The sequence below is a fragment of the Sunxiuqinia sp. A32 genome (assembly GCF_052690465.1).
In genome coordinates this window covers 1-25139 of the sequence record NZ_JBQYLI010000022.1, presented here as the reverse complement: position 1 = coordinate 25139, position 25139 = coordinate 1, and the positions used below count along the sequence as shown (strand labels likewise).

22 protein-coding genes are annotated in these 25139 nt (G+C 37.0%); 6 read left to right on the top strand and 16 right to left on the bottom strand.

The features are described from left to right. Nucleotides 1–291: 291 nt before the first annotated feature. The 16 genes from ccsA to ACUNWD_RS17990 form a co-directional block, all read right to left on the bottom strand. Complete coding sequence (ccsA, locus tag ACUNWD_RS18065; protein ID WP_445589258.1) at nucleotides 292–3414, bottom strand: cytochrome c biogenesis protein CcsA; 3123 nt, start codon at nucleotides 3412–3414, stop codon at nucleotides 292–294. A gap of 129 nt (nucleotides 3415–3543) precedes the next feature. After that, on the bottom strand, nucleotides 3544–4035 hold the full coding sequence (locus tag ACUNWD_RS18060) for a multiheme c-type cytochrome (protein ID WP_445589257.1): 492 nt from the start codon (nucleotides 4033–4035) through the stop codon (nucleotides 3544–3546). A 144-nt stretch (nucleotides 4036–4179) separates the two neighbouring features. Then, on the bottom strand, nucleotides 4180–5682 hold the full coding sequence (locus tag ACUNWD_RS18055) for a cytochrome c3 family protein (protein WP_445589256.1): 1503 nt from the start codon (nucleotides 5680–5682) through the stop codon (nucleotides 4180–4182). Nucleotides 5683–5871: 189 nt separating this feature from the next. Continuing rightward, a complete protein-coding gene (locus ACUNWD_RS18050; RefSeq protein WP_445589255.1) occupies nucleotides 5872–8721 on the bottom strand; it encodes a cytochrome c3 family protein in 2850 nt (949 codons plus the stop codon). A gap of 116 nt (nucleotides 8722–8837) precedes the next feature. Further along, a complete protein-coding gene (locus ACUNWD_RS18045; RefSeq protein WP_445589254.1) occupies nucleotides 8838–9452 on the bottom strand; it encodes a cytochrome b/b6 domain-containing protein in 615 nt (204 codons plus the stop codon). Nucleotides 9453–9456: 4 nt separating this feature from the next. Then, nucleotides 9457–10389: a cytochrome c3 family protein gene (locus ACUNWD_RS18040; protein ID WP_445589253.1), complete on the bottom strand. Its 933-nt coding sequence runs from the start codon at nucleotides 10387–10389 to the stop codon at nucleotides 9457–9459. A gap of 125 nt (nucleotides 10390–10514) precedes the next feature. Then, complete coding sequence (locus ACUNWD_RS18035; protein WP_445589252.1) at nucleotides 10515–11447, bottom strand: DUF5777 family beta-barrel protein; 933 nt, start codon at nucleotides 11445–11447, stop codon at nucleotides 10515–10517. Nucleotides 11448–11472: 25 nt separating this feature from the next. Continuing rightward, entirely contained in the window at nucleotides 11473–11874 is a 402-nt protein-coding gene (locus tag ACUNWD_RS18030) for a c-type cytochrome (protein ID WP_445589251.1), read from the bottom strand. A gap of 71 nt (nucleotides 11875–11945) precedes the next feature. Next, nucleotides 11946–13025 (bottom strand): collagen-like triple helix repeat-containing protein, encoded by a 1080-nt coding sequence (locus ACUNWD_RS18025; protein WP_445589250.1) that lies wholly within the window; start codon nucleotides 13023–13025, stop codon nucleotides 11946–11948. A gap of 134 nt (nucleotides 13026–13159) precedes the next feature. Next, the gene (locus tag ACUNWD_RS18020) at nucleotides 13160–13774 is read right to left on the bottom strand and encodes a Crp/Fnr family transcriptional regulator (RefSeq protein ID WP_445589249.1); all 615 of its coding nucleotides are present in this window, start codon (nucleotides 13772–13774) and stop codon (nucleotides 13160–13162) included. 482 nt (nucleotides 13775–14256) lie between these two features. Further along, nucleotides 14257–14466, bottom strand: a complete 210-nt coding sequence (locus ACUNWD_RS18015) for a zinc ribbon domain-containing protein (RefSeq protein ID WP_445589248.1) — start codon at nucleotides 14464–14466, stop codon at nucleotides 14257–14259. 11 nt (nucleotides 14467–14477) lie between these two features. After that, nucleotides 14478–14654 (bottom strand): hypothetical protein, encoded by a 177-nt coding sequence (locus ACUNWD_RS18010; RefSeq protein WP_445589247.1) that lies wholly within the window; start codon nucleotides 14652–14654, stop codon nucleotides 14478–14480. A 55-nt stretch (nucleotides 14655–14709) separates the two neighbouring features. After that, nucleotides 14710–14925, bottom strand: coding sequence for a hypothetical protein (locus ACUNWD_RS18005; protein WP_445589246.1), 216 nt, complete (start codon nucleotides 14923–14925; stop codon nucleotides 14710–14712). Nucleotides 14926–14941: 16 nt separating this feature from the next. Further along, entirely contained in the window at nucleotides 14942–15787 is an 846-nt protein-coding gene (locus ACUNWD_RS18000) for an SPFH domain-containing protein (protein WP_445589245.1), read from the bottom strand. Nucleotides 15788–15888: 101 nt separating this feature from the next. Continuing rightward, complete coding sequence (locus ACUNWD_RS17995; protein ID WP_445589244.1) at nucleotides 15889–16116, bottom strand: hypothetical protein; 228 nt, start codon at nucleotides 16114–16116, stop codon at nucleotides 15889–15891. A gap of 69 nt (nucleotides 16117–16185) precedes the next feature. After that, complete coding sequence (locus tag ACUNWD_RS17990) at nucleotides 16186–16779, bottom strand: RNA polymerase sigma factor (RefSeq protein WP_445589243.1); 594 nt, start codon at nucleotides 16777–16779, stop codon at nucleotides 16186–16188. Nucleotides 16780–16941: 162 nt separating this feature from the next. Here ACUNWD_RS17990 and uvrA point away from each other — a divergent pair, with 162 nt between their 5' ends. The 6 genes from uvrA to ACUNWD_RS17960 all read left to right on the top strand — a co-directional run. Next, nucleotides 16942–19743: an excinuclease ABC subunit UvrA gene (uvrA, locus tag ACUNWD_RS17985; RefSeq protein WP_445589242.1), complete on the top strand. Its 2802-nt coding sequence runs from the start codon at nucleotides 16942–16944 to the stop codon at nucleotides 19741–19743. 151 nt (nucleotides 19744–19894) lie between these two features. Then, nucleotides 19895–21673, top strand: coding sequence for a hypothetical protein (locus ACUNWD_RS17980; protein WP_445589241.1), 1779 nt, complete (start codon nucleotides 19895–19897; stop codon nucleotides 21671–21673). Nucleotides 21674–22667: 994 nt separating this feature from the next. Further along, nucleotides 22668–23081, top strand: coding sequence for a hypothetical protein (locus tag ACUNWD_RS17975; RefSeq protein WP_445589240.1), 414 nt, complete (start codon nucleotides 22668–22670; stop codon nucleotides 23079–23081). Between the two features lie 34 nt (nucleotides 23082–23115). After that, the gene (locus ACUNWD_RS17970) at nucleotides 23116–23451 is read left to right on the top strand and encodes a hypothetical protein (protein ID WP_445589239.1); all 336 of its coding nucleotides are present in this window, start codon (nucleotides 23116–23118) and stop codon (nucleotides 23449–23451) included. A 194-nt stretch (nucleotides 23452–23645) separates the two neighbouring features. Beyond that, nucleotides 23646–24377, top strand: coding sequence for a hypothetical protein (locus ACUNWD_RS17965; protein WP_445589238.1), 732 nt, complete (start codon nucleotides 23646–23648; stop codon nucleotides 24375–24377). 223 nt (nucleotides 24378–24600) lie between these two features. After that, a partial coding sequence (locus ACUNWD_RS17960) for a transposase (protein WP_445589237.1) occupies nucleotides 24601–25139 on the top strand: 539 nt, incomplete at its 3' end.

The window sequence follows — 25139 nt, the reverse complement described above, 5'->3', positions numbered from 1 at the left end:
ACGGCTGCTAAAAGTGATGTATATCCCATATTACATAAAAAAGAAAGGCCATCCCCTTTTGAAGAGAATGGCCTTTGATTTATTCAATATTTTCTATTTATCCATACTCTTCTCTAATCCAACAAAAGGACCGCCACAAGTGCTGCAAGAATAATATGGATATATTTTTTCATCATAGTTCTACAAAGAAAGAATAATCTTTATGATTATTTATTTTTTTAAGTATCACAACTATCAATAATCAATAATTATTTAACTTTCGAAAAACCAGAAGCTCTATTGCCCGCCAATTCAGTCTTTTAACTTTTCATCCAACTTTACCAATGCTTCAGCTGTTCCATGCTTCTTTTCAGAAAATGCTCCGGCAATGATTAAAGCGAATATAAGAATGGCAGCAACATAAATGTAAGCAGGAATTGGAGGCGCTTCTCCCTGAGCATATGAATGCATGCCTGATAAGTAATAATTAACGCCAAAAAATGTCATTAGAACCGAGCTAATTGCCGCTAACGAAAAAGAACTCAAAACATAACTGCTATTCATCCCCGGAATTTTTCTAAGGTGAATAATAAAAGAGTACACCAATATAGTTACCAAAGCCCAGGTTTCCTTTGGATCCCATCCCCAATATCGTCCCCATGACTCATTGGCCCACACACCACCAATAAAAGCCCCAATTGTCAATAAAATCAGGCCAATGATTAGAGCCAATTCTATAATTATTGATATTTCAACAATTGTATACGACGCACTTTTAATCGTCCTGGGAGAACGTATCACCATTAAAATCAAATTTAGCAATCCCAACAGTGCTGCTATCCCCAAAAATCCATAACTGGCAGTAATCACAGCAACGTGAACAATTAACCAATACGATTTTAATACAGGTACCAGGTTTGTGATTTCCGGATTCATCCAGCTCAAACCTGCAACCATTAAAATTAATGAGGTCAATATTGTTGTAACCGGCAATGTAATTGGTGATCTTTTCATAAAGATAAATCCAGATAACAAGGTCGCCCATCCAACAAACAACATCGTTTCATATCCGTTGCTCCAAGGCGCATGTCCTGAAATATACCATCTAACAATCAACCCAAATGAATAGGCAATAAAAGCGAGCGTTATCAGGATTGTCCCGGGTTTTTGAAATTTATTCAGACGAGCTTTAATATTGAAAATCTGAATTAAATGGACAATCAACAGGTAAAAGCCAAGTAATCCGCATATCTTTTGCAAGAGACTGAAAATATTAAAGCGGTTGTACCAAATTTCCATTTTGACCTTCGATTTTGAAGGAATTATTTTAGCCCCATGCTGCATTTGAAGATCTTTAATTTCTTGCAAATAACTTTCGGCTTTTTGATAATTGCCGTTATCTATTGCTGCACTCACCGACATAAAGTAATTCGATAGAGTTGGTTCTTTTCCACTATTCTCCTCTTTCTTGTAAAATTGATCTTCTGTAATCCAGGTGTCATTTGCATCTTCCTTATCTGGAAATATGCGAAGGAAGTCACCATTAAAAATCTGGAAACAGATATTGACTCGTTCATCAACATTAATCACTTCTTTATCGTACTTATTTCGTTCCGTCGGTTTCTTCTTGTAGGCTGCATCTATAAACTGTTTCAATCTATAAACACCTGCCGACATATCTACCAAGCTATTGAAAGAAGCATACTTATCTTTCAAGCCCAAATCTCGCCGCAGTTCACTATTCCCAACTTTTATAATTGGTATATTTTTCCAGGTTGAAGGACGTACACTCATTCCTAAATAGACTTCAGAAGCAGACATCCCCTCATAAGTATTCTTCCTGGTAAGTTTTCGCAAAACTTCAGATGCCAGGGTATTTAATGGCTCTACACGCCCTTTATGATCCTGTACCAGTAATTCATCAAAAGAATGAATAATTTCCTTATCAATTTTTGCCGGCCGTATAAACTGTGCGGAGGAAAATTGAGGTATTAAGAACAAGCACAGTAAAAGACTCAAATTCAACGCTTTTTTCTTCAATTCTTTTAACCTGGAGCCGGAGCGAAGCAAAGCATGAAAACGACTTTTACGATTAAAAAAAGTAAAGACCATACCCAACGTCATTAAGAAATATCCCCAATAGGTGATCGCTGTTCCTACTGCATCGTGACTTACAGATAGAACAGTTCCCTTCTCATCCTGATCATAAGACGATTGAAAAAAACGATACCCTCCATAGTCCAATATGTTATTCATATAAATTCGATAGGGTAACTCAACATTATTTTTCTCGTCTACTAAAGTTACTTCACTTGCATAGGAAGATGGGCTCATTGATCCTGGATAACGATCTAGTTGAAAATCGTTTAAGTGAATATTAAATGGTAAATCAATGACTTTTGCTCCATATGATAACTTTAATTGAATTCCACCGACTTTTGCATTTACACTTCTACCCTCAATCCCATTTTTCCCAAAGAATACAATTGGTTTACTTTCCCCATTCGCACTTACCATTAATTGGATAGCATCCATCGCAGCTCCACGATTCGGACCTTGCACGGAGTTAATTATTTTTCGCCCTTTAGGAAAGTAGGATTTTAAAACAAAAACAGTCTCACCAATTTTGTACATCGAGCGAGGTGTTAATTCTATTGGTTCTCCCGGAGGTAATATATTTCCTGGGGTGCCATCCATGGAAAATGTTTGAATCGTATCAAAAGGAGTCAGTGCCAGATTGTTTGAAGAACGATCTAAATACAAGGTCTTTTCATCTCGCTGCCCTTCAAAACTTATTGAGAAATCGTTGAATTGGATGTCATTATTAATTTCAAGTATTTTGTCTTGTCTTTGAGTTGAAGCGTCAAGAATAATAAAAGAAATAACAGGATAGCCACCTTCGTCTGCAACTGCTGTTTCTTCGGCAGAAGGTACAAATTGAAGATCACTCAATTTTACTGAAGTACCACCAACCTCTACACTTTTATTAAAATGTGGGTATGTATATGGGGAAAGTCTCACGCCCCATTCATCAACCACTTTATCCTCACCGCTAAAAGCTTCCAATTGGATGAACGTATTTTCAGTAACAAGTTTATTATTAGACGCGCCTTCCCGAATATGAAGTGTCCCTTCGTAACTGAAAAAACGTGAAGTTCCGGCACCAATCAGTATGACAATAAATGCCAAATGAAAAAGTATCATGCTCCATCTTTTCAATACAAAAGCTTTATAAAAAAACAATCCACCAATAAGATTGATCCCTGTAACAATTAATAAAATATTGAACCACCAGGCATTATAAATTAATATTTTAGCTGTTTCTGTACCGTAATCATTTTCGATGAAAGTTGCGTAGGCAATTGAAGCTGCAAATACTACAATTAATACGGAAGAAGTAAACATCGAAAACAAAATAGACGCTATTTTTTTCATAAGACAGTATTCTTGAAATGAAAAATGTATTTTCTTTTATTGATAATCGCTTTCAATATAATCATTAAAAAAAACTCCTTTGCTTTTTCAAACAAAGGAATTTCTTTATGCTAACATTTTTGTTATCTGTTAATTTGTTGTTGGATCATCGTGAGCAATCTTGGCAGAATACTCAGCATAATTGAATCCTTTAAACGTTGGACTTTCTGAATTGTGACAAGTGATACAAACTTTCTCATCGGGAATAATCATTCCTTTGGACAACGCCAGCTTTTGATTTTTCATTATTCCCGCTGATTTGTATACACTACCTGGTCCGTGACATGATTCACAAGAAACACCTTCATCAGCACCCAATGTTGCTACCAAACTGGCATCAATACTTGCCGCTGTAGAGTGACATTTTAAACATTTTGGATTGGTTGCCTCATCTCCTTTTAACGCTTTCATTGCATTCGCATGAGGACCTGCTGCCCATTTATTATATTGCTCGCCCTTATCTGGTTTATTGTGACACATTTTACACTTCGTAGCGCCAATATATTTAAAATTCTGAGACATCGCTGCAGAACTAATCATTAGTGCCAACCCCAGTAGAAATAGAATCCTTTTGTACTTCATAACTTCCAATTTTAAGATTAGTATTTTAAATTTATTATCATTTTCTATGCCAAAGTAACTTCTTGCTAAATTTATCTTTCGTCCTAAGTTAACAACTTAAATTCTGATGTACAATATGCTAAAAAGTATGATTTCATTTAACAATTAATACAATGCGGAATGACACATCGAACAAGATTCAGTTTTCCAATCTTCTCCAATATCAACTGGATGAACAAACTCAAGTGGTTCCAGTGAACTTGAATACACCATGCTATCCTGAACAGTCTGAGCCAAAATAGTATGGCAGGAATTACAATCTTTTGAAATTACATCCCCCGATTCCGAAGCATGCCGATCGTTGTGACAACGGAAACACCCTTCGAATTCCATATGACCAATATTATTTGGATAGTGAATCCAACTTACATTCATTTCCGGGAAAATATTATTTGAATACCCATCTTGAATCGCAGCAATTGCCTGATCTATCTCAGACCTTCTATTTTCAAAAATCTCAGGTTCTACAGCCTCATAGTATTCTATGATCTGATTTTTAATGGCCGAATAAGCACTATCTTTAGATGGATATTCCTGATTGAGAGCTAACATGGCATTAAGCTTAATACTCGGAAGAGATTCTGGTATCTTCCCTTCACTCATTGCCTGATCAATAAAATTTTGAGGAACCTGATAATTATGAGAAGGCCTGTTATGGCAATCTAAACAATCCATAACTCTAACCTCCAGCGAATCTAGCTCTTCTTGAGTTAGCTGGTTATCGCTATCCGTAAAAATCTTTGATTCCCCTGTTTTTGTATTAGTATACTTCACCCAAGGAATGATTTGTCTGTCTTCGTCTGAAGACTTGTATTCAATCTTTACATCCGGGCTAATATGCTGGTGAATCCCTTTTTCAAGGCCATGAGATGTTTGCTTTGAGCTAATTTTCATTTTTAGATTGACGATCACTTCGGTATTCTCATCATCAGCAAGGAACGAATGTTCCTCTCTAAGTTTGCTGTCATAAAACTTATCTGGCCAATGGCATTCTTCACAAGTTTCCTGCGCTGGACGAAGATTCGCGATTGGGGTTGGGATTGGTTTTGGATATTTTTTTGCCAAAACAGAATAGACCTGGTACAAACCGGATAACTTACTCTTCACATACCAACTAGCTCCAGAACCAACATGGCATTCCACACATGCAACACGCTCGTGCGAAGATCCATGATAAGTTGTGTATTCGGGTTCCATTACCGTATGGCACATTTTACCACAAAATTCGACGGACTCTGTATAATGAAAAGCTTCATAACTGCCAATCGAAGATATAATTAACAAAAATACAGTACCAATAATAAATATCACTCCTGCATTCCGAACACCTAAATCATTAAAATCAACAATTGGCCAATTTAGTGTTCTGCCTTCACTTTCAGCTTTTCGTGCTTTCTTCCGGTTAATTCTCATCCCTATTGGAATGAGGATTAATCCTACAATCATGAAACCTGGTAATACAATATATATGAATAATCCTATATAGGATCCTCCAAATCCGAAGAATAAATTGAGAACCAATAATGATAAGATTGATGCAAGGTTAAACACAGCTAATACTGCACCAGTAATGGATATCCAATTCTTTATTGAAGAAGGTAATTTCATACTTTTCAATTTAGCAGTTACTGTTATTTATCGATATACAAGATTGTGAAAAAATACTCAATAATTCAATCTTGTTCTTTAATTTATATAGCGTCTAAACAATTGATTATTATCAATTTAAACACACATCAAAACAATGATCATTCGTTCATTATTACTAAAATTGAATCAACTATTTATGCATATTTCTCAATGAAAAATCAGTGAATAAATAATTAAAACCACCAGTATTATTCCTGAGAACAAGGCAACATAACCGAATAATCTCACCATCCTCATTTTTTGTTTTGAAAATTCTTTAACCACGGTGACTTTATCTAGTTTTCCTGATCTTTTAAGTTCATCATATTCCCGAGGCCTGTCTTCTTTATACTCTTCCAAGGATACATGCCCCGTGAATATTACTGTATCCATCGGGAATGATTCTGGACGCAAATGCGTATTGAAAAAGTGAATAGTGAAAATAAAAACAACCGCCAACAAAGCTTCATCACTATGTATGATTTGCGCAACATTGATAAACCATCCAGGGAATATCTTAGTAAAAAATTCAGGGAACCAAAGCATCAACCCGGTGGAACCAATTACCACAACTCCCCAGAAAACAGCAAAATAATCGAATTTCTCCCAATAAGTCCATTTACCATATGCCGGCCTTGGACCAATTCCAGTAAACCATTTCATTGATGCCCAGAAATCCTTAACATCCTGTTTGTTGAACATTAATGAATTCGCTCCAAATATGAATTTACTAAATTTTATACCTTTTTTGAATTTAATTCTAAGTAGGGAAATGATGTGGTAGATGAAATAACCGAAAGTTGCAACTGCTGCAAACCGGTGAATGATTCCAGCAACATACGCTCCACCTAATAAACGAGCAAAAAACTTAGCCCAATCCATGTAGGCGAACTTCAGAATCATTCCTGTTAATGCAAGTAAAATAAAACTAACAATAACAAAGATATGAGTAACGCGCTGGCTCTGCGTAAAACGTCTGATGTATACCTGCTCCCCTCCCTTTACTCTCTTATGCTGCTTTTTCTTAATCATTGCACCAATTGAGCGAGGAAACCACAATAAAGTGTGCAGCCCAAAGAAAGCAAATACACTTAACAGCAATCCTGTCATGCCCCAGAAGGTATAATAGAGCCACGGGAATTTGCTCTTATCGTAATGCGTCGCATGGGTTAAATATCCGGTAAACTTCATATTCGCATCATCATGGCATTTTTTGCAGGTTCTAATAATGTTGCGTGGACCAATCATGGAATTTGGGTTATCCATCCGCAAAATATTATGTGCCCCATGACAATCCGAACATCTGGCTGCTTCTAAATAGCCTAACTGATAAACCTTCCCATGATAGGTTTCAAGGTACGTCTCTGCAAGTTCCGAATGGCATTTACCACATTGTGCAGTAATTTCAGACATGAATTTATCCTGATGTACTTCAGAAATATGATGCGCTGTATGACAGGTCTCGCAAGTTGGAAATTGTATACTATCTGTGCTCAATCTATAAGCATGGTCGCTTTCTCGGTATTCGTCATAGATTCCTTTATGACACTTACCACAAGTTGCAGCAAGGTTAGATGGATATATTGATGAACGTTCATCCGATTCTTTTAACTCGAAGTGAGTTGTATGGCAATCCGTACAAACGGCTACTGACAACAAGCCTTTTTCAGCCAAACTTTTACCATGTACCGTTGTCGAATAATCATGAAGTGCGTCTTGCTCTTGTAATTCAGTTCCCTGTAATGCTTTCCCATCTTTTTGATGACAATTTCCACATAGTTGTGGAATCGATGAACGGAACACAGGTGAAGTTTCATCTGATTTGGGTTTAACCAGATGTGTTCCGTGGCAATCAGTACAGTAAGGAGCATTTTCCTGCTTACTAAAGTATGCTTGTCCATGACCACTGGAAAAATATACATCAGCCTCTTCTGCATGACAGTTTGAACAATCAACTTTATTAGCGGTCTCGCAAGGCCTTGCAATGTTTGCAGTTACATCGGAGTGACATTTCACACAAGTAATACTATTGTGTGAAGACTGTACTATTTCCGTAACATCTACACGAAGCGACACTTCCTCTCCATCAACCATCTTATGAATTCCTTCATTCTCGTGACAAACCAAACATGATTTATCCGTGATTGTTTCCAGAATGTTTTTTAGCTCCACTTTATGCGGTGGGTGGCAGTCAGTACATGCAGGAATCGCTCCGGGTCTTTTCTCCCAAAGCTCCTTGTTAATTACCTTAACATGCACATCTTCGATTCGAGCATGACACTGCATACAAGTTTCGGCAATATTTTTAGTAGAAGTACTTGACTTCAAATTAGTATGTGGTAAAACCAAGTGGTTCCCATGACAATTATTACAAGTTGCAGTTACGGTTAGTCCGCTTTTAAACAAACCCTGACCGTGAATACCCTGACTGTAATTTTCAATGATATTATGCTCTCCTATATTGTAATTACGTGAAACAGGAGCTCCTTCCTGATGACAACGTCCACACAATACAGGAATATTCATCTTATAGGTTTTCGACCTGGGATTAGAGGCTTTCAGAATCTGGTGAGTTCCATGACAATCGGCACAACTTGGCGCATTTTTATCATTATTCTTAAAAGCGGTGCCATGAACTCCCGCCATAAATTCGGACATTGGAACATCATGACACATTCCACAATCTACCTTCTGAAGTTTTTCCGGATGTGGATAATCTTCAACTAAAGCATCCCAGTGACAATCGGCACAGCCAATTTCCTCGTGAACTGAATTTTTAAGAGCATCTGGTTTTATATAGCGAGAAATTTGTCGTCCATTCGTATACGAATACAATTCCGGATCATCATGACACATCAGGCAATCATCATTGCCTTGCCCACTGACAAATAAATTGCATGAAATAAAAAAGGTGAATAAAAGTAAAAACCTAAAATTGCCCTTCAATTTTGATCCACATTTTTGTAGATAAAATTGAGTAGCATTCCTATTTGAAAACAATTCTCTTTTTTCCCTCATCATCATGTAATTTTATCAACACCTTTCTACTCACACGCTTTATTTCCATCTCCAATTCTTCAGAATCATATCTAAATGAATTACTGTCGAATATCAAAACAGCAAAATATTTTTAACTACACATGATGCCAGCCCGACAAGATACTCTTAAAGTTCTCCGCCGGGGATTTCCCAATCGAAGCAACATAAAGATGAATAATCAAAAAGATTGAAATGAAAAACCCGAGAGCTGAGTGCACCACAGCAGTAACTAAAACACCGCTAAGACTATATACTTTTTCAATAATTATTTCAGGAAACAACAAGGCAAAGCCACTAACAATTACGATGGGTAAAGCCAGATACATTACAATAATGTAAAAGTATTTTTGAAGTGGATTAAATTTCCTTTTTTCAGATAAAGGATACGGAGTTTTCATTCCATGAAACATTCCCCAGGCATAATAATAAGCTTGCTTCATCGGGCGTTTTAAAAAGCCTTTTGGCTTAACAATGTAAAACTTACCATTCGTTGTTGCAAGATTACCGATAAAGAATAAAAAATAATTTAAAGTAACAGCTATGCCGGATACATTATGAATATTCACAGCTAAACCAAACCCGATGAATGAATTCTCAACACTTGATTGCATTGAAATTCCAGTAACAATTAACAAGATAATACCAAGTGCATTAATGCCATGCCAAATACGTAGCCAAACCGGGTAGAAGTATATTTTTTTTGATTCCATTGAATTACTTTTTGAGAATTCTGAAGATTCCATGTATAATGATGCCAACTAACGTCAATATGAAAATAATCACACTTAACACCTTAAGAAATGGAACTTGATGGGTCCCAATCACATAAGACTCATTTGATATTACGGTACTGATAGTTCCATCATCTGACCGTTTCTGTAGATTCTGATATTTATATAAGGAAGCTTTCAATCTTGAATCAGCAGTATGGCATTCAACACATTTTCTTAAAGCCTTTTCTTTTGGTAGTATATTATGAGAAACCATCAGACTATCGACCACCTCGGTATGACACTCAATGCAACGGACGTGAGAAAAGTGCAGTTCCTGATTCGGAAGCCAATTGTGAATCTGAACCAACTGAGGATTCTCATGCCCCGCAACCAAATTATATTTGCTCATATTATTGTGACAGGATAAACACATATTGTTGCTATACTGTACAATCTCCAATACATTACTACTATTACGTGCCGTAGCAGCATACGTGTGTTGACTATGACATTTCGAGCAAGTAAAATTATCGCCATAAACCTGGTGGTGAATACTTTTTTGAGTTTCCTCCTGTATTCGTTCAAACTGATAAGAAGCAAACGATTCATCCCCACCATGACAATCAAGACAAGTCGCCATCGGTTCCAATTTAAGATTGGCTGCATGAGGATAGGTAGTATATTCGTATGAATGACAATCAACACAATCAAAAACCTTATGCACACCATTTTTCAGGGCAACTGTGTCTAATACAAAATAAGGATTCATCAGCCTTTTTTCCTCCGTGTCCATCAAATCATTATGGAATGTATAGGTTTGATTGGAGTGACACTTTAAGCATTGATGCTGCTGTGGATCATCATAATATTGTGCCTTTGACGATAACGAAACACAGCAATAAATAAAAACCAATATTGTAAATCGAAGCCTCATTGATATTTTTTTCAAATTGATTAGTCAAATCATTAATTGTCCTTAAATCCTATTTCTATCTATAGAAATGGTAACATCCGTGAGGACGTTACCATTCCATTTATCCTAATTCAGATATCTGTATTTTAAAACATCCACAAACGAGTAATGGTAAAACCAAAAGCCAATCCCTCGAAAGCATCATTCATATTATTCATCATATCATATTGAGGGAGAATTCCACTTGCATTTCCTACATAAATTTGAAATGCGTGCGTATATGTGGAAATTTCCAATCCGAATTTCAAACTTGGCTTTGGGTGATAGGGTCCATCCCAACCAGGTGTATTTTCAGCAGTCCAACCTGAATGTTGCTCAGAAATTTGATCAATTTTCAACGGAGCATCATAACTGAAAATAAAAGAGGATTGTGCTGAAAATTTAAGTCTACCGTTTAAATGCAAACCAACCCGATCATGATCGTGCCATGCATCAACTAAATTAGCATGAGAGAAACTAACTCCACCCTGTAACGACAGTGTTTCACCAAATTTTCTTCCAATGATTAACTGAGCAAAATAGGAATAACGATCACTACCTTTTAAACTGAATGTATCTGTTGGATTTTCATAGTTATTTAACTTCTCAAAATCCCCGCTTGGTCTTCCATCAATCGCGGCGTTTCCAAATAAGGTAACAAATACTGGTATTGTATTATTCTCTGTTTGCTCAAGAATTGTCCACTTGGCATTAAAATCTGTATACATATTGGTCTTTGTAACTCCAATACCCAATTGCAGGTTTTTATAAGGAACGTAATTCAATCCTAATCTTACATTTGCTCCCGGGGCATAGATACCAAACAAATCAGAGGTTCCATTCTCCATCGGGCCAAACTTATGTTGTATCAGAAACTCCAATGATTTTACAGACGGGATATATGAAGTTTGTGCATCAATCAAAGTACCATTTTCAAAAGCCGGACCAATCGGTTGATCTTTCTCAGAAGCAGAATCCTGCGCCCAGGAGTTAACACAAACCAACAGACTTAATATGACAATTAATAATATTTTTTTCATATTCATAGGTTCTTTAATTTAATTACTAATTGTTTTTCGCCCCTTCCTGAATCCAGGTAAGAATTAATTGGGCTTCTGCTGCTGTATACTTTTTCTGATTATGCGTACCGCTAGTAGGTGTTAAGTAATTATATATCATACTCTCTTCTGGAGTAGCTAAATTAACATATTTTGCAGTAGCGATCGTAGCATATGCAGTACCAGAAGTTAGATCCGGATTAGGTTTCAATCCACCAGGCTTATGGCATGCTGTACACTTTGACTCAAAAATAGGAGCAATGTCTGAAGCAAAACTAACAGTCTCCTCACCATTACCGCCATTATCAGGAAGTGGTTGCTGAACTTCCGGAGCAACAAAATCATACACGCAAGCACTTACCAAAAAACTTACAACAGCTAGAATTAAGAATATTTTATTTTTTTTCATATGATTATGCTTTATAGCTTAATTATTTAAAAAAAGCTTCCGGTTTCAGAAGCTTTTTTGATATAAATCTTCTATTCTAGTGCTGCAATCAAATTTTGGAGAAGTTTCTTTACATATTTAGGATTGTGAACACCCAAGCTTTTGTCTTCAACGAGCGCTTTGTAATCAAGACATGCTCCTGCAACCAATGCAGGATATGTTCCACCAACAGAATTATCACTTCCCGGATTTGTAATTCCCTCAGCATCCAATAAAGCTTTCAACTGAGTCAACAACAATTCTATCTCCAGTTGACTTGCCTCAACAAGAACCGTAATATCTTCACCTGCTGGATGACACTCAGTCGATTTACAACCTGCGTCATTAATAGCCATGTGTCCGTGGTAATCGTAATCCATCCACCAAGTATGACCTCCTGCCTGGGTACCATAAGCATCAGCCATGTGACAAGTAACACAAGCGTCTGCAATTTGAGTTGAGTGTGCAGAATTCACAAGGCCGTCGCCAACCTCGAACAATCCCATACCAACACCTGCTATGACATTACCCTGCGGTCCATGGTGCACACCATAACGAGTACCAGAGAAAGTAACATCTGGGCCACCCGCAACAGGGAAATCTTCAACAGTCCTGCCCTGATGACAACTCGCACAAACATCACCTTTGCCAAAATCATGGGTATTGCTTGTGTTTCTCAACGTTATAGCACCTGAAACTCTTAAAGCTAAATCAGCGGAAGTATATGTTTCATGAATATTATGACAGGTGTAGCAATTTTGTGGGTTGGGATTGTCTATTTTGGCACCAGCAACTGGAACACCATTCGCCTCCCAAACATATGAACCATCAAGGTTTCCTATGAACCCTTGACTCGTATGACAAACAGCGCACTCCCCTGTATTTCTTTCGAATGCAGCACCTATTCCGTGCCCAGAAACCGCCCATTGATTTTCAATAGCAAAAAGCTTTTGGTCATCACTATGACACTCTGCACAGGTTGCAGTACCATCTGCACCAGCAGCACCATTAATACCATTTGTTCCATCAGCGCCATCAGCACCATCCAATCCTGGAGGTCCCTCCTTTACGCAAGAAGGAATTATAAACAATACCATGGCAGCAATAAACAATAATCGGATTACTTCTCTCATTTTCATAAGCTTAAGTTATAATACGTTCAAACACGTTGGTTAAATTATTCTTTGCTATAAAAATATAACTGAAAAGTATTACTACCAGAGGAGAGAGCGTGACATTTTGCGAGCTAATTATTGATATATATCAATCAGCCGTTTTTGCTAATTTTAACAAGGTCGTCTTCGTTTAATATTTCAATGGTTTTCCTGTCTTGTTTTACTATTCCGGAAAGTTCAAGTTCACGGAAACTCCTGATAAAACTTTCTTTAGTCATTCCGGACATTTCAGCAAGTTCCTGCTTGCTTAAATTAAACGTAAAAGGATTGGATTGATAAATCTGATTTTTGAGATATAAAAGGGTATCAGCAACCCTTCCTGGCATATATTTCTGAGTGAGTCCTACCAGGCTATCCAACATCTGGATATTCTGCTTATTATTATATTTCAACAGTTCATATGCAAAAGCACTATTCCTTGCCAACAAAGTATGCAATCGCGAAGAATCAATAAAACAGCATTCTACTTTAGTAATGGCAGTAACAGTAAAATGCCGAACATCTTCGCTAATAATACCTCCGGCGGTAATAAGTCCGTGTGTTGAAACAAGTCTTAAAATTACATTTTTACCTTTCGCACTTTCTGCAACAACTTTAGCCAACCCATCTTTTATACACACAAAGTGAGTAGTTGATGTATTTTGTTTGATAATTGTTTCGCCTGGATTAAAGACAACGTTGCGCTTGCATGTCATCAAATACTCCATCTCATCTTTTGAAAGACATTCAAATATTGCAGTATCCGCCTTTGGCAAGCAATTGAGACAACACGCTTCCTCACAAGCGGTACAATTGTTTATTTTAGGTTCTTCAAACATCTCAGCATCAACTTATGTAAAAAATTACATTGTTGCATAAATATATATTTTTAATTTTAAAATCAATGTGTTCTATCACATCTTTTTGAGCTACTCAGATAGCCTGCTTATGTTAATTCACATACAACAATGAACATCAGTACATTTATGAAACCAAGAAACTTGAAAAATGTTTTAAAAAATATAAATCATGATGATGGAATGATAATACCCCTAACAATTTAAATTGTTAGGGGTATTATTTGTCTTCTAAAGAATAGAGCCAACGAACTTACATTATGAAAAATTGACCTATTCTTATTATCGTAGTACACTGCAAACGTTAGAGCTATTGAACACCTAATTTTACTACTACTATAAAACGACTACAATTAGTTTATTATAAAGTCCAGAACATTGCTTGCTCCTCCAGACCTGCCTCCTCTGTAGAATTCAGTAAAGCCGCAACTAGAGCACGAAATCGCTGTGAATTTACGGTTTTGAATGTTAAAATACTTTGTAAAACCTGAGCCCGTTGTGCGAATTTCATCTACTCCAGGTTTGCGTCCCCCACATTTAGGACATTGATACATTTTTTTCATTTCTGCCTATTTTATTTGTTATCTTTTCCTGTATTCTTTTTCGGACTTCTTCCTGCATTTTTTAATGCCTGGTTTATAATCCATTCCAATTGACCATTGATACTTCGAAACTCATCAGCCGCCCAACGTTCCAAAGCATCATACTGCTCGGGATCAACTCTCAATACAAATGATTTTTTCTTAGCCATCAACAACTATTTTTTATCTTCCTATTTTTTATGAAATCGTATTAGCCAGCTATTATTATAAAAGAAATTGACTTGCAACGAGTATCAATATCACCGCAATAATAATTACATATGAGTAAATACTGCCAAAATTCAATGTCCAGCCCATCATTGGATTAATCTTTGGCACCCGTATTCTCGGATCTTTCGGATTGTAGTTAAACACCCCTCTCCAATTAGCAGGGTTTCGACTCATTGCATTCAGAATTTCCTCATCAATTTTTCGTTTCATGCCAATCCATTTAATTTTAATACAAACTTCCTGTATTTACAACTGGAGCAGCTTCTTTATCCCCACAAAGAACAACCATCAAATTACTAACCATGGCCGCTTTTCTCTCCTCATCTAGTTCCACGATCTCCTTTTTACTTAATTCTTCCAGTGCCATTTCGACCATGCTTACTGCACCTTCAACAATTTTAAACCGAGCTGCAACAATCGCAGTTGCCTGTTGGCGTTTCAACATTGCCTGTGCAATTTCCTGCGCATATGCCAGGTAATTTATCCTCGCTTCCATCACTTCAATACCTGCAATAGCCAAACGCTCTGTCACTTCTTTTTCGAGTTCATCATTTACTTCTTCGCCTCCACTCCGCAAGGTAATTTCAGCTTCCTCATCCTCAAAATTATCATACGGATATAGTCCGGCAAGCTTCCTGATTGCAGCTTCTGTTTGAATATTTACAAAATGCTCAAAATCATTTACGTCAAAAGCTGCTTTAAAAGTTTCTTTCACACGCCACACCAATACCACACCAATCATAACCGGGTTCCCAATTTTATCATTGACCTTAATTGGCTCACTGTCCAGGTTTCTTGCACGAAGCGAAATTTTCTTTTTCACAAAAAAGGGATTCACCCAAAAGAACCCATTTTTCTTAATTGTTCCTTTATAAGCACCAAAAAGAACTAGAACAGCACTTTCATTCGGATTTACAATCACGAAACCCGGCAAAGTAAAAATAAAGGCAATTAAAAGAAACACAGCAGGAATGGCCATGCCCCGCATAAAGGCAAATAAAACAACTCCCAACAAGACCACCTCAAGAAAAACAAAAAGGTAGCCAGATTTTGCAGAATAAAGTTTTTCCATGATATTAATATTTACTATTTTGATATTATTTTGATATCACTAAAGTAAATAAAAAAAGCACCTTTGTCAAGATGCTTTCTAAAAAAAATAAGAAGTTTTCCCTAATTTTTGATCATTTCAATACAACCTACAGCTTTTGAATGCATTACATCATAAGATTTTGCAAAATTGAGTATTGCATTAACGGACTTAGCTGAAGGTGAAAAAATAGTTTTGTTATCATGTTCTGATTTCACTTCCGACTCCTTTCCAAACAAACCCAACTTCTCACATTCATCGTTGTCGTTCTGATAACTTTTTACGAAATAAATTAAAGTAGAATTTTTCATCATAGGCAATTTCAAAATTGATATTTCTTTCAACTAGAACGACCTATGAATTTAAATATTGTCTGATTATTAAATTTTTGTTAGTTGTAAATTATTTTTCTCAATTAATTTCCTCAGGTTAATTAATGCGTAGCGCATTCGTCCCAGTGCAGTATTAATGCTCACATCGGTTTGATCAGCTATTTCTTTAAAGCTTAAGCCCATGTAGTGACGCATTACTATTACCTGCTTTTGATCATCCGGTAGTTCATCGACTAATTTTCTCACATCGGCTGTGATTTGATCATACACCAACCGATCTTCAATATTCTCGTCAGAAAATTTTTGTGAGTTAAACAAATCAAATTCAGAATCATCATTAGAGGTAGTACTCAGAAGTTTCTCTTTCCTGAAATGGTCAATGATTAAATTGTGGGCAATGCGAAGCACCCACGATACAAATTTCCCATTCTCAGTATACTTGCCTAATTTCAACGATCGAATAACTTTTATAAACGTATCCTGAAAAATATCCTCAGCAAGCTGATTATTTTTCACAATTAAAACAATGTATGTATATACTCTGTTTTTGTGTCGATTAACAAGTTCTTCGATTGCTGACTGGCTGCCATCCATAAATTGTTGAACGAGCATATTGTCGTTCAATGGTTCTTTACTGAACATTACTTTTCTATTTATGTGTAACTAAACTAAAAAGTAAAATTCGTCAATAGGCAAACAGTTTTTAAAGTGGATAAAACAATATTATTAATTTTGCACGACGTAAATTTGAAATATTTTTGTTAAAAAAGCAAATTTATTTTAAGCAAAAAGGAAGATAACGGGATGACAGACAAGAATAAAGCTACCCATGAGATACATATAAAAGGTGCTCGCGTTCATAATTTGAAAAATATTGAACTCAAAATACCTCGCAATAAATTCCTAGTAATCACGGGGCTTTCAGGTTCCGGCAAGTCATCTTTAGCATTTGACACCCTGTACGCCGAAGGACAGCGTCGTTATGTAGAAAGTCTGTCATCGTATGCTCGACAATTTTTAGGTAGGATTAATAAACCTGAGGTTGATTTTATTAAAGGAATCCCCCCAGCAATCGCTATTGAGCAAAAAGTAAACACTCGAAATCCACGTTCAACAGTTGGAACTTCCACTGAAATATATGATTATCTAAAACTTCTATATGCCCGAATTGGGAAAACGATTTCACCGGTTTCAGGGAAAGAAGTTAAAAGGCACCAGGTGAGTGATGTTGTGAATTTCATCACTTCTTTTTCGGAAGAGACACGAATCCTGATTTGCTCTCCCCTGGTTCCCAAAAATGGAAGATCGGTAATGGAAGAAGCCGAGCTTTTGCTACAACAAGGGTTCTCACGGATTGAAACAGCAGAAGGCATTCAACGAATTGACCAACTTTTGGAAGAAAACAAAGAAAACCTGTGCTCCGGCTCGTGCAACCTGGTTATCGACCGGTTAATGGCTTCAAAAGATGAAGATAACGTTAGCAGGATGGCGGACTCGGTTCAAACTGCATTTTACGAGGGACATGGAGAATGTATCATCAAAGTGTATCAGGAAAAAAACACGTTGGAAGAAAAATTCTCCAGTTTGTTTGAAGCAGATGGAATCGAGTTTGACGAACCAACTGAGCACATGTTTAGCTTTAACAACCCGGTTGGTGCTTGTCCTAAATGTGAAGGATATGGAAAGGTAATCGGCATTGATGAAGATCTGGTTATTCCGAATAAATCGTTTTCACTGTATCAGGATGCTGTGGCCTGTTGGAAAGGAGAAAGCATGAAAAAATGGAAAGAACGATTTATGGAGCATGCTGTAAATTACGGATTTCCAATACACAAACCATATTTTGAATTAAGCGAGGAGCATAAAACGCTTTTATGGAAAGGTAAAAGAGGCATTAAAGGAATCGACGAATTCTTTAAAATGCTGGAAGAAAAAAGTTATAAAATTCAATATCGGGTGATGTTGTCCCGATACCGTGGAAAAACAACTTGCCCGGATTGTCGCGGAACAAGGCTAAAGAAAGAAGCAGGATATGTAAAGGTTGGAGATCATTCCATTCAGGATTTGGTACTCATGCCGATTAATGAACTGCTCGATTTCTTTCAAGCACTCAAGCTAAGCGAAAATGAATTAAATATTGCCAAGCGAATTCTGATTGAAATTAAAAGCAGGCTTCAGTTCTTGTTTGATGTTGGCCTGGGTTATCTGACCATTAACCGCCTATCGTCATCACTTTCGGGAGGGGAGTCACAACGCATAAACCTGGCAACTTCTCTCGGATCGAGCTTGGTTGGATCACTTTACATTCTGGATGAACCAAGCATTGGGTTGCACCCCAAAGACACTGAGCGATTGATAACTGTTTTACGAAAACTACAAAAGATTGGAAACACTGTTTTAGTGGTCGAACATGATGAAGATATCATCCGTGCATCTGATGAAATCATTGACATTGGCCCAAAAGCGGGTGTTCATGGCGGAGAATTGGTTTTTCAGGGCAACCACAAAAAGTTACTTAAAGCAAAAGACAGCCTTACCGCTGACTATTTGAATGGCACAAAAAGCATATCAACTCCCAAGGTTCGTCGTAAATGGAACAACTACCTTGAAGTACTTGGTGCGAGAGAAAACAACTTAAAAAACCTGAATGTCAAGTTTCCGCTTAATGCGATTACGGTGGTAACAGGCGTAAGTGGGTCCGGCAAATCAACACTGGTTAGCAAAATACTTTACCCGGGAGTAGCCAAAATCATGGGTGGGTATGCTGAAAAAACTGGTCAGCACGATGCTATTCGTGGCGAATTTAAACGCCTGACTTCGGTAGAATTTGTGGATCAAAATCCGATTGGAAAATCATCGCGTTCCAACCCGGTGACCTACCTGAAAGCATATGATGAAATCCGAAAGTTATTCTCGGAATTGCAAGCCTCGAAATACCAGGGATTCAAACCCGCTCACTTCTCTTTTAATGTTGATGGCGGACGTTGTGAAGAATGCCAGGGGGAAGGTGAAATAAAGGTGGAAATGCAATTTATGGCAGACATCAACCTGCTTTGCGAAAGTTGCAATGGCAAGCGATTTAAAGAAGAAATATTGGAAATTGAGTTCAACGGTAAAAACATCTATGATATACTTGAGATGACCGTTAACCAAGCCATTGATTTCTTTAAAGATGGCAAAACAAGCACGGAAAAGAAAATCGCAAAAAAGCTTCAACCACTTCAGGATGTTGGCCTTGGATACGTCAAACTGGGACAAAGCTCCTCTACCCTATCCGGCGGAGAAAGTCAGCGGGTAAAACTGGCCGCGTTCCTTTCCAAAGAAAAAGATTCTCCTTCGTTATTCATTTTTGATGAGCCTACAACCGGGCTGCACTTTCATGATATCAAAAAGTTGCTCGATTCATTTAATGCGCTGATCTCCAGAGGACACAGCATCATTATTATTGAGCACAACCTGGAAGTTATTAAATCTGCCGACTGGATTGTTGACCTGGGGCCGGAAGGTGGAAAAAACGGAGGTCAATTGGTGTTTGAAGGTACTCCTGAAGAGTTGGTAAAAATAGAGAAATCGCACACAGCCAAAGCACTTGCCGGAAAATTATAAAATTGAGCGACCGATTAGTATCAATTTATTTTTTCATGGGCAAACAAAAAGCTATCTTTGCCCCCCTAAACTGGTGACGTTGGGATTGATGTGCTGCTCGAATTAGCAGGAAATGTTTGCTCTTCAACTCTCCACTACAAAATTGTAGAATATGAATTTTTCGAACCATACTTTTAGCATCCCTGTCATGGGATTAGGCTACACTGTTGACACACCTGTAAAGGTTGCACATCTTGGCATTTCATCTGTCATTTCATTGGTAGATGACATTTTGATGGAGAAGATGCGTGAGTTTTACAGCATTAAATTCAACTTTCCTTTCAACGAGATTTCCACCAAAGTGGAAGATTTCAGGGCTAAGCGTATCACTGCTTACCTGAATATGATTGATAAGTTGGTTCACGAAAAATATGATGAGCTTATTCAAAACTTCCATAAGAAGGAAAGCGAGTTTGAAAAGCTGTTGGAGCTACTTCCTGAATCAAAACAAATACGTGAAAAAATTAATCACCTGCTTGAAAACAAAGGATTAAAAGACGTAAAAAGTTGGATTCGCACCAATTTACTTCCCGGAAGTATTGATGTAAACATCATGACCAAGCTCGATCAGCCACGTTATGACAAAGGCGAAAAATTACCTACAGAATATAATGATGCTCATGCGGCCCTGCGTGGTTTTGCAAACAGTACACTATGCTCGTCGCTTGTTCTTTCAGCAGGAATGAACCCAAGGCTTTACAGTTACCTTGAAAAATTCGACGATTTCTATCCAAATGAAAATGGGGAAATCAAAAAGAAAATCATTTTGAAAGTGAGTGATTATCGCTCAGCAATGATTCAGGGTCGCTTTCTAGCAAAAAAAGGAATTTGGGTTTCAGAATACCGGGTTGAATCTGGTTTAAATTGTGGTGGACATGCTTTTGCCACACAAGGATATTTATTAGGACCTATTCTCAATGAATTCAAAGAAAAGAAACAGGAACTAATTGATGCGACTTTCCAGGTCTATATTAAAGGCTTGGAAGAAAAAAACATTGCTGCTCCAACGGAAGCACCTTCAATGAAAGTGACAGCACAAGGTGGTGTTGGATCGAATGAAGAGCACAACTTTCTGTTGGACGAGTACCAACTGGACAGTATTGGCTGGGGAAGCCCTTTTATGCTGGTTCCTGAGGTTTGCAACATTGATGATCAAAGTCTAAACTTATTGAAAGAGGCTGACGAAAAAGACCTTTACCTGAGTGAAGCTTCTCCTTTAGGTGTTCATTTCAACAATGTAAAAGGAAGCAGTCAGCAAACGTACATTAAAAAAATTGGCGAAGAAGGTAAACCTGGCTTCCCTTGTACAAAACGTTTTTTGGCGTTTAACAATGAGTATACTGAGAAGCCCATTTGTACGGCCAGCAAACAATACATCCGCAAGAAAATAGGTGAAGCCGAAGAGCAGAATGCTTCTGTGGAAGACATCAAAAACTTAAAGCTGAAGCTTGAAGAAAAAGAATGCCTTTGCGAAGGCTTATCCAACTCAACATATCTGGCGAATAATCTTGAACCGGAAAGTGCACGCACAGGCGTAAGCATTTGTCCTGGCCCAAACATTGCCTATTTCAAACAAGTGGTTTCTCTAAAAGAAATGGTTGACCATATTTATGGAAAAATCAATCTTATAAAAGGCATTAAACGTCCTAACCTGTTCATAAAAGAGTTGAGCATGTATACCGATTACCTTGAAAAGAAAGTCAAGGAACTCGGCGAATCGGAAGAAAAGCAGTTGGCATACTACCGTGTATTCCGCAAAAATATGCAGGACGGTATTTCATACTACCAAAAGCTTTTCACCAAATACGAGAACAAGCTCAAGGAAATGAAGGAAGGCGTTTTATCAGATTTGGAGCAATTCAGCAAAAAGCTGGAAAGCTTTAAAATATAGCCATCAATTAAAGAAACGATCCCTACGGTTTCGACTAGCATTATTCAACATGTAATTTGAAAGAGCCCTTTTAAATTACCCTCGCTCTTTGCCGACAGACGCGGCTTCTTGAATACTTGACCGGAGTATCATCTGGCAAGTGCGGAACTACATCTGGCGAATGTAAAATAATATCATACACCTTCGTAATTCAATCTGACATGGTCGGAAATGAATCTGATGGATGCGGATTTATATCAGACGCGTTCGGAAATGCATCTGACGTGTACAGAATTGGATCTGACAGATGCGGAATTGCACCTGGCAGGTGCGGATATGAATCTGGCAAGTAAGGAAATGAATCTGATGAACAAGGAAACGAGAGTGTCCAAAAAAGTGTGTAAATGTATTATCTTCTTTCAAACAAATTTACCTCATTAATTGAAAGTTTTTAATAAAGGTTGTCAGCTTACTATTCTGGCTTACAGGCATCAGCTATACTTTCATTTAAAATCAATCCAAATTAGTTAAGCATAATATTATTTTCTAATCTATTTCCTTAACTTGTATCCGAAATTTTAAAACCACAAAATGCCCCTTGCCAATACCAAACATTTAAACTACTCAACCTACAATATTGGACGTGGCGTTAATATTCGTTTTATACAAGCATGGTTGGGGCATAAGAGCATAAAAACTACCAGCGATACGACCAGGTCTCAAAACAAGGTTTTAAGAACTTTAAAAATCCGTTTGATGACCTTGAGATATAAGATAACGAAGTTACACATATCACTGCTTACGTTGCGATATAAGATAACTTTATTACACATATAAACTAGTTGTGGCGCATTCCCCACATGAGCACATCCAGATTAGATTCCAGAATAAGATATCTAATCTTCCAGAGCTGATTAAATACTGTTGCTAACGATAAATTTTAAAACATTGATAAATAGTAATTTATGATTTTATAAATTTACCGTTAGTCATAATTAAAACAGACCGTGCAACAATGAAAGAACTGAGAAGAGAATTATTTAAAATATTTGCAATTGTCTTTCCTCTTGCTATGGTCTTGACTTTTTTGATTCAATTAAAATGGCACTCATCTAGTATTATTGATTGGCCAAATCTTTATGGATTATTTTATCCTGTTACATCTGATGCAATTGGATATACATTCAACTTTGAATACTATATTAAAGGATTGGTAATCCATCTTGTGATTTTTGGATTAGTCGGTTACTTTTTAGTTAATGTCCTTGACACAAAATTAAAAATCAAAATTCTCAGGAAAATTTTAATTATAGTTGTCTGGATTGGATTTATAATCGTAGTTCTTCCTAGGATTATCATTGTTCAGGATGCCGATTTCAAGTGGGATTATGACAAAACAACAAAGATTGATGAAAAGACTTTAAACTAACAATCCTACAATATGATTAAAGAAACGATGCAGAATGAACAGTTGGATAAAAAATAGAAAACTACGTAGATTATTAAAAAAACAAATAGTTAATAGTCCACCAGAACTAAATAAGTTCATCGCTGATTTGAAAAAGTGTGATTACAGTGTTATTCAGAGTATAGGAGTTTTATGTAAAAAACTGCATATAGGACTAAATGAATCGCGAGATATAGTTTTAAATTCACCTTCATGGATTCATGACAAGGATAGAATAATCGATTTAAATAATAAAGCATGGGAGACACTTAAACAAGAAGCTGATGAAGTAAAACTAAACGATGACGGGACTGAATCTTTAGTCTTTAATGTGAAAGAAAATGAAAAATAACGACGCCACAACAATGTATAAAAGTAATAGCGGTTTCTTTAGGTATGCTGGTTGTAGTAGTTCTTTTCAACCCCGCCAAATCTACCGATTTGACTAATTTGATAATGTGTATATTTGGCTACTTTGTAATTTGACACGAAACCGCTTTAAAATCCGCTACTACTCTTATACTAACCGTTAGGCGTAATTATAAAATGACAGACATAGAATTTTCATATTGCAAAGTTTGTAAGAATCGGGGGATAAAATATCCTCTTGGAGTTATATGTAAAATCTCACAGGATAAACCACAATTCAAACAAGACTGTATGCACTATGAGTTTGACAACGAAGAGTACCAAACTCTAAAAAATAATTGTAGAAAATATTACAGTGGTTTAAATGAGAAAGGAAATAGTTTGGGAAGAAGAGTTAATATAAACACCATAACCTACGAGCAAACTCATATTTCAGACAGAAGCCAATCTAAACTCGGTTCAAGACTTCCACTATCAATGGAATTTAAAAGGTCAGCTACTCATTATTTATTTTCTCATATCATTCCAAGTTTGTTTTTTATAATTGGAATTCCTTACTATTTCAAGAATAAAATGAATGATGATATCATAAAAATTTTAGTTATCGTCTCTGTTATCTTTTTTATTGGAATAATGATTTGGGCAGCTAAACAAGTCATATTCAATAAACCTAAGATAATTCTAGACAATAAAGGAATTAGGATAGATGGAAAAGATTTGATTATTTGGAGAGATGTACTTATGACCCAAATTAAAACGAAGCATGAACAATTTACTCACGAGTATTTATGTATTTCCCAAATAAGCACGACCCAAAATATAGAAGTGAATATTCAAAACTTAAATGTCATGGGTTGGCAGTTAGGGCATTATATTGAAACATATAAAATGAAGTATCAAAAATTATAAATAACTACGCCTAACAAATTGCAAATTGCATTGCGGGTGCAGTGGTGTGCGTTGCCGCTGCTCCTTTTTTGACCGTCATGTCCTATCGGACACTGACGCTCTTCGAAATCCGCAACGACAACTTGCAAGTGACCGTCAGACTGTCTAAAAACCTAACATCATTTTGTTAAAAACTCGGGGAGGTATTAACACGACTGAAAATGAATCTTTTGTATCTTCAAACATGAAGTATATCAAAGGACAAAACAGGGAACAAACCTACCTTTTCCCGGTCTCAATGGATGATGCTATTGACGCAGAGAATGAAGTCCGCCTAATCGATGTTTTTGTTGATGCATTAAAAATCACTGAATTCGGCTTTAAGCTCGACTTCACTGAAAATGGCAGGCCTGCCTACCATCCAGCCGATTTGCTAAAACTTTTCATCTATGGCTATCTAAACAGGGTACGCTCATCCAGGCAGCTGGAAAAAGAGTGTAACCGCAACATTGAGGTAATGTGGCTGATGAGAAACCTTCGTCCCGACCACAATACCATTTCCAACTTCAGGCGAGACAATCCCAAGGCCATTAAAAAGGTTTTTCGCGAAACAGTCAGGATAGCCAAATATTTTAACCTGATTGGAGGAACATTGCTTGCTGGCGACAGCACCAAGCTGCGTGCGCAGAACAGCAAAAAGAACAACTACAACCAAAAGAAGATCGACCGCCACCTGGAATACATCGAAAACAAACTTTCGGAATATGAAAAGGCATTGGCAGA